General features: G+C 58.1%; 9 protein-coding genes. 6 read left to right on the top strand and 3 right to left on the bottom strand.

Translation table 11 applies throughout. The annotated features are described in order from the left end of the window. Nucleotides 1–139 precede the first annotated feature (139 nt). Nucleotides 140–607, bottom strand: coding sequence for a hypothetical protein (locus DWW73_RS09590; protein ID WP_117635976.1), 468 nt, complete (start codon nucleotides 605–607; stop codon nucleotides 140–142). A 277-nt stretch (nucleotides 608–884) separates the two neighbouring features. On the opposite strand from DWW73_RS09590, the gene DWW73_RS09585 reads away from it, so the two are divergent. Continuing rightward, the gene (locus tag DWW73_RS09585) at nucleotides 885–1,316 is read left to right on the top strand and encodes an Hsp20/alpha crystallin family protein (protein WP_117779449.1); all 432 of its coding nucleotides are present in this window, start codon (nucleotides 885–887) and stop codon (nucleotides 1,314–1,316) included. 80 nt (nucleotides 1,317–1,396) lie between these two features. On the opposite strand, the gene DWW73_RS09580 is transcribed toward DWW73_RS09585, so the two are convergent. Further along, nucleotides 1,397–2,206, bottom strand: a complete 810-nt coding sequence (locus DWW73_RS09580; protein ID WP_117736951.1) for an MBL fold metallo-hydrolase — start codon at nucleotides 2,204–2,206, stop codon at nucleotides 1,397–1,399. 48 nt (nucleotides 2,207–2,254) lie between these two features. Between DWW73_RS09580 and tilS the strand changes: the two genes are divergently transcribed. From tilS to DWW73_RS09555, 5 genes are all read left to right on the top strand, one after another. Next, on the top strand, nucleotides 2,255–3,796 hold the full coding sequence (gene tilS / locus DWW73_RS09575) for a tRNA lysidine(34) synthetase TilS (protein ID WP_199411036.1): 1,542 nt from the start codon (nucleotides 2,255–2,257) through the stop codon (nucleotides 3,794–3,796). Nucleotides 3,797–3,943: 147 nt separating this feature from the next. Further along, nucleotides 3,944–4,492 (top strand): hypoxanthine phosphoribosyltransferase, encoded by a 549-nt coding sequence (gene hpt / locus DWW73_RS09570; RefSeq protein WP_055251779.1) that lies wholly within the window; start codon nucleotides 3,944–3,946, stop codon nucleotides 4,490–4,492. 1 nt (nucleotide 4,493) lies between these two features. Then, nucleotides 4,494–6,641 (top strand): ATP-dependent zinc metalloprotease FtsH, encoded by a 2,148-nt coding sequence (ftsH, locus tag DWW73_RS09565; protein ID WP_117779448.1) that lies wholly within the window; start codon nucleotides 4,494–4,496, stop codon nucleotides 6,639–6,641. A 189-nt stretch (nucleotides 6,642–6,830) separates the two neighbouring features. Beyond that, nucleotides 6,831–8,021: a pyridoxal phosphate-dependent aminotransferase gene (locus DWW73_RS09560; protein WP_117779447.1), complete on the top strand. Its 1,191-nt coding sequence runs from the start codon at nucleotides 6,831–6,833 to the stop codon at nucleotides 8,019–8,021. 159 nt (nucleotides 8,022–8,180) lie between these two features. Further along, nucleotides 8,181–9,002, top strand: a complete 822-nt coding sequence (locus DWW73_RS09555) for a phosphatase (RefSeq protein WP_117779446.1) — start codon at nucleotides 8,181–8,183, stop codon at nucleotides 9,000–9,002. A gap of 73 nt (nucleotides 9,003–9,075) precedes the next feature. Here the strand turns inward: DWW73_RS09555 and rlmD are convergent, their stop codons facing one another. After that, nucleotides 9,076–10,524, bottom strand: coding sequence for a 23S rRNA (uracil(1939)-C(5))-methyltransferase RlmD (gene rlmD, locus DWW73_RS09550; protein WP_117779445.1), 1,449 nt, complete (start codon nucleotides 10,522–10,524; stop codon nucleotides 9,076–9,078). Between the last annotated feature and the right edge of the window lie 143 nt (nucleotides 10,525–10,667).

The raw sequence follows: 10,667 nt of genomic DNA, 5'->3' as shown, positions 1-10,667 counted from the left end.
CGCTGACCGGTGGACGGCACCGAGCCGTACGCTTGACTTGAAGAAGGGGGAGGCCTCGCGGCCTCCCCCTTTTTTGCGTTTACGGGGTGTAAATGACTCAATTACACCAGACGATCTTGTTGTTTTTGGTATTGAGCCTTTATTTAAAGAAAATAAATCGTATAACAAGGGCAACTGCTATGGCCGCAATGATCAAAAGCAGAATTGTCAGCTGATGCTGCTTGCGTCGTTTACTTGACGAAACGAAGATTGATTTTCCCTGTTTTGGCGTTTCGAGATAGCGAGCCGAATGCGTCAAGGTTTGCTTGGGTCGAGGCCCTCTTTGTTGATGAGCGGCGGATGCTTTCATCGGCTCATCGCTAGCTGCGCTGTTTTTAGATAATGGTGCGTCTTTCAGATATACAGGGTCTCCCGAGGCAACGCCCATATGTTTACGTCCCGTTTGGGCATCCTCGAGCGTTTGATATCGATTTCTCGTCACATAATCGGGCTCAGGATCATTAATGGGCTCTTGCGAGATGTGGGGGCGATGGAACCGTGGCGGCTGCGTAGAAGTATCTTCGCCCTGCGTCGGCATAAACATATTGTTCTGGTTTTGGTCGTCCATGATGCCCTTTAGCTCGTTACCAACAACGTGTACGCGCTCATTGTAAGCCCCTTGTTATTTGTAGCTGCGAACATACTTCTTATTTAAGCTCTGGTTCAAAGAACCTTAACCTTACTAAGACCTGAGTCATACACACTTAGATATGCTTATAGTACTGGACTCAAAAAACTTTATAGTCGATGTATATATGAGCACTGGGTGGGCATATATAAGAGCGTCAAAAGAAGTCCCAGTCACCTAGAAGATGGCTCGGCAGTCCTTAAAAGGAGTGGTAAACATGGCAAGCATGGTTCCTTATCGTTCGGTTTTTGGCGTTCGTCCTTCTGCTAGCTCGCTGTTCGATCTGTTTGATGATATGACCGACCTTGCAAACAACTCGATTGCCTCCAAGGCGTTCCCCGTTGACGTTGAGGACAAGGGCGATGGCTACGAGGTCAAGGCATATCTGACCGGTGTCGCCAAGGATGACATCGACGTTGAGCTCAATGAGGGTCGCCTGTCCATCAGCGTGAACGTCGAGGAGAGCGCCGAAAACGAGGGTAAGAACTTCCTCCAGAAGGAGTTCGGCTCGTACAGTGCGACGCGCGGCGTGTATCTGAAGGACGCTTCGAGCGAGGGCCTTTCGGCTAAGTATGCTGACGGCATCCTGACCGTTACGGTTCCCAAGATTGTCGAGAAGAAGAACGTCACGAAGATCTCTATCGACTAACGATGGCTCTGCTTCAATCGAGAGTATGAGTTAAGGGGGCTGGGAAGTGATTCCCAGCCCCCTTTTGTTGTCTTGAGGGGCTATTGAATGGTTGTCGGTTGATACTGGCTTGCAGGGCGTATCGAGAGCTTCCGTGGCCCTTGAAGACGGGTGGCAGAACTGCCGAGTTCATCATCGAGACTTGCATCAAGCGCGTTGGCATAGCTTTTGACGGTAAGGCTTGGACGATTATTGTCCTGGCTGATATGCATGGCGATGAGCTGTTCGGTGCGATCGGTAACAAGTTCGCGCGCGGCTTCGGCGGCCTGGTTGTTGGAGAGGTGCCCCTTTGTGGACAGGATGCGCTCCTGAAGAAAGCGGGGGTACGCTCCTTCGCGCAACATAGTTACATCGTGGTTACTTTCGAGCGCGAGAACTCGACAGTCTTTGAGGATGCCTATGGCCTTGCTCGATAACTCTCCGGTGTCGGTGGCAAACCCAATGGAATCATCGAGAGCATTAAATCGATAGCCGACAGGATTGATGACATCGTGCGATGTTGAGTAGGTTTGCACGTGGATGCCGGCAATGGGGAGCGTGTCGCCGGGGTCAAATTCCTCTACGGGCAGGTGCGCGAGGTTTTCTTTGCATGAAAGGGTGTCCCTGCTGGCAAAGAGGGGACCATGCCAGTGCTTGCACCATACATCGAGCCCCTTGATATGGTCACCATGCTCATGGGTGATTACAAGAGAGGCGACGTCGTCTGCCGAGAGGCCAAGCTCCGCCATGCGTTTAAGTGTCTCGCGGCGGGACAGGCCGTTGTCGATCATGATGAGCCCCTGAGGCCCCTCGACGAGTGCGCAGTTGCCTTTTGAGCCGCTGCCGAGGATATGAAGGTGCAGGCGAGACATAAGATTCCAAAGGATACAATGAGTGCGGACGAATAGAGGAGGAAGCGAATGCCAACGGTATCTCAGCACTATGGACATCATGCCGCGCCGAGGACGGATAAGAGCGCCCTGGCAACGCGGCGGGCCGCTGCCCCCGTAGTGCTCATGGTATCAGGCGGTGCGGACTCGACGGCGCTGCTCCTTATGGCTTGCACATCAAAGCTGGATATCCAGGACGGGCGCGGCGTCGCTCCCATTGCGCGCGAGCGATTGCACGTGCTGCATGTAAACCATCATCTGCGCGGGGAGGCATCCGATGGCGACGAGGCCTTTGTACGTGACCTGTGCGCGCAATACGGCTTGCCGCTGTGTGTTGAGCATGCCTATTTTGATGACGAATCGGGCAATATCGAGGCTGCGGCTCGCGAGGTGCGCTATGCCGCGGCACGGAGATATGTTCGCGAACTTTGTGCTGAATCGGGCGCACCGCGGACGGCGGCTCGTATCTGTACCGCGCATACTTCGTCGGACCGCGCGGAAACATTTTTGATGAATGCCATTAAAGGGTCGGGTCCCGCGGGTCTATCGAGCATTCCGCGCCGTCGGAACATTGTGGTTCGCCCCTTGCTCGACCTCACGCACGATGAGCTCGTGAGCTATCTGCAGGTGCACGGTCAGCCATGGCGGGAAGATGAAAGCAACGAGGACGTTTCGTACCTGCGCAACTATGTACGCCATCGGGTGATGCCGGTGGTGGCACGGCGCAACGCGAGCGTCTGTAAGACGATTGGCGCCGCTTGCGAAATTCTGGGCGACGAAGACGCCTTTCTTTCCCAGCTTTCGGCACAGGCGTTTCGAAGCTGCCTGCGCAAGGAAGCGGCGGGCGCACTGGTGCTCGATGCGCGCCGTCTTGCCGCCGCTGAGGTTGTGATTGCACGGCGTATCGTGCGGTTGGCGATTAAGCGCATCGATCCCGACGCGCGACCGGAGATGCGGCACGTGGAGCGCGTGCTCGCCTGCGTCGCTGCGGGCTCGGGCTCGGTTACGCTTCCTGCGGGAATTGATGCCCGTGTGGAGTTTGGCATGCTGGCGTTCAAGGCCCCGGCGGCGCGCGAGGGTTTAGTGGCCGATTGGATCTCCGTTCCCGGTTGTCTGCCGCTGGGGGCGGGGCATATGCTGACAGCGGAGCCGATGGCTGTGGAGCCGGGGTGCGATATCGTGCACCGTGCCCGCGAGCTTGCTGCTGCCGGAAAGGTTGCGGCCTTGGTGGATGCGGCGGCCCTGGGGTTTGCCGACCGCGATGGCGAGCGGATGTTAGCCGGCTCGCGCGGGGAGATCCCCACCGAGGCACGATCGGCGCGCCTGTGGGTGGATAGCCCTGTGCCGGGAGACGTGATGTGCCCGTTGGGGATGAACGGCCGAAGCAAGAAAGTGTCAGACCTGTTAAACGAGGCGCGCATTCCTGTTTCAGACCGCTCTGGCGTACCCGTGGTAAGAACGGCTCCGGGAGGTGCCGTAGTATGGGTCGCGGGCGTTCGCGCGGACGAGCGTTTTAAATGCACGGCCGCAACGCGCGTGGCATATCTGCTTCGTGTGGTCGATGCGGAATAGCGCTTCGCGCCAGCTATTCTGTGCGACGTTGACGGTATTCCCGCGCTGATGGCGCACGTGCTGGTAAATATACCCCGTGCGCTGCTAGAATGTGTAGTTCGCGTCCATGCGGCGGTGCGTGGGCGATAAGCACAAGAAAGGGTTGTCATGGCTTCTCAACATCCGGATATCGAGAAGGTTCTGTTTACGCAGGAGGATATCGACGGTATCGTCTCTCGCCTAGGCGAGCAGATTACTCGCGACTACGCGGGTAAGGATCTGGTGCTGATTGCGGTCCTGCGCGGCGCCGTGGTCTTTATGGGCGACCTGATGCGCAAGATCGAGCTGCCGACCAACATCGATTTCATGGCTGTTTCGAGCTATGGCGACGGTGTGAAGTCCTCGGGCATCGTGCGTATCATTAAGGACCTGGATATCGACATCCGCGGTCGCGACGTGCTGATCGTCGAGGACATTCTGGACTCGGGCCTGACGCTCAAGTATCTGATGAAGAACCTCGAGAGCCGCAAGCCCGCCTCGCTGGAGGTTGCCGCCTTCCTGTGGAAGGACGTTGAGGACCGTACCTCGGCCGTCACGCCCAAGTATGTTGGAACCCATTGCCCCGATGCCTTTGTGGTGGGCTACGGCCTCGACTATGCCGAGCGCTATCGCAACCTTCCGTATCTGGGCATTTTGAAACCGGAGGTTTATTCGTAAGATGCCCGACGACCGTAACGATAACAATTCCCAGACTCCCCGGGAACCTAAGATCCCGGGGATGCCCGGAGGCAAGAAGCCCACGCGTACGGGCTGGCTGTATTTTATTTTGGCTTGCGCGCTTCTGGGCTATGCCTTCTTTAACATGGGCTCCGGCTTTGCCAATTCCAGCAATACCGTAAAGCTCGCGACGAGCGAGATGGTCAACGCCATTAAGCAGGATCGCGTCGAAGATTTGACCTATACGGTTCAAGACGGAAGCGTGGCGGGTCATTACTGGAAGACAAAAAAGGACAAGGGCGATACGAGCGAGCTCAAGAGCTTCTCCTCGACCTATGTCGGCTCCGATTCGCTTGCCGAGCTTATGGCGGAGCACCCCGATACCAAGTACATCGTCAACACCAACGATCCCGATTTTTGGGGCGACCTGGCGATGAGCGTGCTGCCGACGATCGCCCTGATTGCCATCATGTTCTACTTTATGCGCCAGATGATGGGTGCCAACAACAGGAACATGCAGTTTGGCAAGACCAACGCCAAGACCAACGAGGCCACGCGCCCCAAGGTCAAGTTCGAGGACGTTGCCGGCGTGGACGAGGCAGTCGAGGAGCTCGAGGAGATCCGTGACTTTTTGAGCGATCCGGATCGCTATCGCAAGCTGGGCGCCAAGATCCCGCGTGGCGTGTTGCTGGTGGGCCCTCCGGGCACCGGTAAAACGCTGCTGGCCAAGGCCGTTGCCGGCGAGGCGGGCGTGCCGTTCTTTAGCATCTCGGGCTCCGACTTTGTCGAGATGTTCGTGGGTGTCGGCGCCAGCCGCGTGCGTGACCTCTTTAAGGAGGCCAAGTCCCAGGCCCCGTCGATCATCTTTATCGACGAGATCGATGCCGTGGGACGTCAGCGCGGAGCCGGTCTGGGCGGCGGTCACGACGAGCGCGAGCAGACGCTCAACCAGCTGCTGGTCGAGATGGACGGTTTTGAGGAAAGCGAGTCGGTCATCCTGATCGCCGCGACCAACCGTCCTGACATCCTGGATCCGGCATTGCTGCGTCCCGGTCGTTTTGACCGTCAGGTTACGGTCGACCGTCCGGATGTGAAGGGCCGCGAGCAGATCTTGCGCGTGCATGCCGAGAACAAGCCGATGGACGAGGACGTAAAGTTTGAGAAGCTCGCCCAGATGACCGTTGGCTTCACCGGCGCCGATCTGGCAAATCTGCTCAACGAGTCTGCGCTGCTGGCTGCCCGCCGCCATCGTTCCGTGATCTCGATGGACGAGGTCGAGGAGTCGATGGAGCGCGTGATTGCCGGTCCGCAGCGCAAGGGTCGCGTGATGACCGAGGCCGAGCGCACCACGATTGCCTACCACGAGAGCGGTCACGCCCTGGTGGGCCACATCCTGGAGCATTCCGATCCGGTTCATAAGATTTCGATTGTCAGCCGCGGCCAGGCTCTGGGCTACACGCTGCAGCTTCCGCAGGAGGATCACTTCCTCAAGACCAAGAACGAGATGCTCGACGAGCTCGCCGTGTTCTTGGGCGGTCGCGTTGCCGAGGAGCTCATGTGCGACGACATCACGTCGGGCGCGAGCAACGATCTGGAGCGCGCGACCAAGATGGCGCGCGAGATGGTCACGCGCCTGGGCATGAGCGAGGAACTGGGTACGCAAGTGTTTGGTGAGGCGCAGCATCAGGTATTCCTTGGTCGCGATTACGCCGATCACCAGGATTACTCCGAGGAGACGGCGCGCCGCATCGATATCGAGGTTCAGCGCATTATGCGCGAGGCCCATCGTCGTGCGGTCGAGATCCTGGATGCCCGTCGCGATCAGCTCGACCTGATGGCGAAGGTGTTGCTTGAGCGCGAGACCGTCGAGGGCGACGCCGTGAACGCCCTGCTCGACAACGAGTGGGACGCCTACCTTGAGCGCGAGGGCGATATCCTGGCTGCCAAGGAGGAGCGCAACGCCAAGGCTGCCGGTATGCCGACCAAGAAGCGCACGCCTCGCATGAGCGAGGAGGAGCTTGCGGCAGACGCCGCGGCTTTTGCGCAGGCGGCCATGCAGGAGGATGCCGAAGCCGCATCCGGCTACGCTGGCGATGTCGAGGCTGCTGACACAAAGAAGGCCGATGACGACGCTGACGCCAACGAGTAGTCTTTGCCATGAGAGCCTCCGCGGGGAAACCTGCGGAGGCTTTTTCTTTTGAGCGATATGGGGCCATCTGTTGATTGGGGACAGACTTAAATGAGCGTTTTCACGCATTTAAGTCTGTCCCCAATCAACATTGCTGCGGCACTTCGCCCGACTAAAGCGTACAATACCGCCTATGCGAAAGGGGAACAGATGATCAACGAAACTATGTTTGCTCGCGGTGCGGAAAGTTCCATCATCCGTGAGATTTTTAGCTATGGCCTTGAGCGCAAGGCACAGATCGGTGCAGAGAACGTATTCGATTTTTCGCTGGGAAACCCGAGCGTTCCGGCGCCTGCCGCCGTGGCTGAGTCCATTAAGAAGGCCTTGGAGCTGCCGAGCGACCAGCTGCATGGATACACGCCTGCACCGGGTTTGCCGCAGTGCCGTACCGCCGTGGCTGAGTCGCTCAATCGCCGTTTCGGCACGAGCTATGAGGGCAAGGATGTCTTTATGACCGTGGGTGCGGCGGCTTCGCTCACCTGTACGCTCAATGCTGTTACGAATCCGGGGGACGAGGTTATTGTTATCGCCCCGTACTTCCCGGAGTATCGCGTGTGGATTGAGAAGGCCGGCTGTACGTGTGTCGAGGCGTCTGCCGATGAAGAAACGTTCCAACTGAGCGTGAGTAATGTGCTCAACGCGATCACCGATAAGACGGCGGCCGTCATCATCGACTCACCTAATAATCCGACCGGTGCCGTGTATACGCGCGACACACTGACGCGACTGGCCAATGTTCTGCGCGAGATCAACGCCAGGCGCGACCCCGAGAATCCGATCATGCTGATCTCGGACGAACCGTATCGCGAGATTGTCTATGGCGCCGAGGTGCCTTGGGTGCCTTCGATCTACGAGCACACCATCGTGTGTTACTCGTATTCCAAGTCGCTTTCGCTACCGGGCGAGCGCGTGGGGTGGATCCTGGTTCCCAATACGAATCCTCAGGCAGCTCGTCTAATGCCCGCCGTTGCCGGCGCCGCCCGTACGCTGGGCTTCGTGTGCGCGCCGGCGCTCTTCCAGCGCGTGATTATCGATTGCATCGATGAGCCGAGTGACGTTGAGGCCTATGCGCGCAACCGCACCGCGCTTACCGATGCACTGGCGGAGTACGGCTACACCTATGTTGAGCCGGATGGTGCATTCTACCTGTGGGTGAAGGCGCTGGAGCCCGATGCGAACGCCTTCTGCGAGCGCGCAAAGAAGTATGAGCTGCTCGCGGTGCCTTCGGATAGCTTTGGCATGCCGGGCTGGTTCCGCCTTGGCTACTGTGTGAGCTACGAGACCATCGTCAACTCGCTACCCGCTTGGAAGCAACTGGCTGACGAATATCGTCGAAAGTAAAGCGCTCTGCTTACAATGTTTTACGTGAAACGGGGTTTGGCGCTAAGCCAGACCCCGTTGTCTATGCCGTTGTGTGATTGGGATGAAGCAGTTTTACGACTGCCGAAAGCTATGCGTACAATGAATATACGCGACGGCCATACTGGACAAGGAGACCCGATGCCCTACCTTCTTTCTTGTGATATTCATACTCATACGATGTTCTCTGCGCATGCGTATTCAACCATCGAGGAGAACATATATTGGGCGGCAGAGCGCGGCCTTCAGGTGCTCGGTTCCGCCGATCATTTAAGCTCGATGGTTACGCCTTGCCCCAATGACCTGCGCAGTTTCCAATTCTTTATTAACCAGGATATCTGGCCGCGCATTTGGAGCGGCGTGCTGGTGCTGCGTGGTGCCGAGGCCGATATCGCTTCGCTGGACGGAAGCCTGTTTGGCGAGGGCATTCCCGTTTCGCTCGATATTGCCGGCGATTCGTATAGTCGTGAGCATTCGCTGTTCGATTTGGTGACGCGCAATTTGGATTATTTGGTTGCGAGCGTGCATAATCCGCAGCTCGCTGAAGGCGCGACGCTCGCCCAGACGACCGAGATGTACATCAATGCCCTGGAGCATCCCAAGGTGTTCATGCTTGGGCATACGGGTCGTTCGGGCGTGCCGTTCGATATCGATGAGGTGCTGCTGGCGGCCAAGGCCAAGCACAAGATTATCGAGATCAACAACCACAGTCTTGAGCATGGCGCGGATGCCGAGCATTGGGCCGTATGCCGCAAGATCGCCGAGCGCTGTGCCGAACTGGGCGTGGGCATTGGCGTGTCGACCGATGCCCACATTGGTATGGCCATTGGCAAGCTCGATCACGCACGCAAGATGCTCGACGAGATTCATTTCCCGCTGGACCTGATCGTGACGCGCGACCGCGAGACGCTGCTGCGCGAGATGGCGGCAGCCGGCGTGTGCGACCTGCGCAAAAGTATGTAACGGGGCATATATACCAACGAAGGGGGGGGGCGGTCCAGACGGGCCACCCCCCTTTTTTTCTTGTACTGGTAGATTATCGGCGCTCGAGGACCGCTACGGTTTCGGTGTGGTCGGTATGGGGGAACATATCGACTGGCGTGATCTTGAGCAGGCGATAGCCTCCATCGAGGAGCTGGTGCAGGTCACGCTCCTGGGTCACGGGGTTGCAGCTGATATAGGTGATGCGGCGCGGCTTAAGCGCGCAGGCGGCTTCGAGAAACTCGGGGGTGGAGCCGGCGCGCGGCGGGTCGATGGAGAGGACGTCGACGTGCTCGTTGTTGTCGGCGGCATCCAGGATATAGTCGGTTGCATCGTCGGCCATAAACCAAGCGCTGCGGGTGAGGCCGTTGAGCTCGGCATTGCGACGTGCGTCGGCAATGCCCGCCGGGTTGCGCTCCACGCCGAGCAGCATAATGCCAACACCCCTGTTCTGGGCATCCTTCGCGGCGCACAGGCCGATGGTGCCGCTGCCGCAGTAAGCGTCCATGAGAATGTCGCCCTGCTGCAGGTCCATGCCGTCAATCGCGAGCTGATAGAGCAGCTCGGTCTGCTGCGGATTGGTCTGATAGAACGCGGTAGGGGAGATATCGAATTCGCAACCGAGCAGCTGGTCGCGCATGCACTCGGCGCCATAGACGATACGAGTCTCCTCACCCAAGATGGCGTTACCGGGACGGCCGTTGATATTTTGGGCGACGGTGACGATATGCGGATCGAGCGCCGCGACGGCCTCAAAGAACTCCTGCGCATGCGGTAAGTCACGCTGGGCGGTCACGAGCGTAACCATGACTTGGTCGGTGCGCCAACCGCAGCGGACGACGGCATAGCGAAGCAAACCAAGATGCTTGTCCTCATTAAAGGCGGGAATATGCAGCCGCTCAGCTTCGCGCGCGATGCCGTTGAGAATCTGACGGGCACCCGGCGCCTCGACAGGACACTCGGGTACGGCGACGATTTTGTGCGTGCCGCGCTCAAAAAAGCCACAGCGGACAGTGCCCTCCTTACCGGGTGCAAACGGAGTGGCAGCTTTATGACGAAAGCCACGCGGCGCAGGATATTTACCCGGGTCGCCCAGGGTGACGCCCATACCGCGAATAGGATCAACGGCGATACCCTCACGCTCGCAGAGCTCAGCAAACAGCTCCTCCATAGCAGCCTGCTTGGTCGCCAATTGCTTCTTATAAGGACGATTGAGCGCCGTGCACCCACCACAAGCCCGCATGATGGAACAAGGCGACTTGGGATCCACGATCTTTCGCGCAGGCTGAGCCGAATCCTTGCGTGAGTCCTTGGAACGAACGTGAGACGCTTTATCCCCGCCGTGACGAGAGCCAGAACGCTTGGTCTTAACCTTGCCTTTGGCCGACTTACCCTTCGCATCCTGAGATGGCTTGGATTTCTTAGAAGATTTTTTCTCCTCCGACCCCTCAGCCGCCTCGATCAAAGCACGACGAGCCTTACGCTCCGCACGAGATTCTGCCATCAATAACTCCACTAATTCATGAATTTAAGCTGCAAGTATTGTACCGTTCCAAGCCAGCAGACGATATGCAAGCGGTTTATTCGTGTTAGTGATAAGCCCAACGACGTTTGCCCGCCGGGTGCCGGGGCAGGGGTTAAGTTTGT

The sequence above is a fragment of the Collinsella sp. AF16-8 genome (assembly GCF_003462695.1).
GTDB lineage: Bacteria > Actinomycetota > Coriobacteriia > Coriobacteriales > Coriobacteriaceae > Collinsella.
Note: the sequence above shows the minus strand (reverse complement) of the source record. Positions and strands in the feature narration are given on the sequence as shown.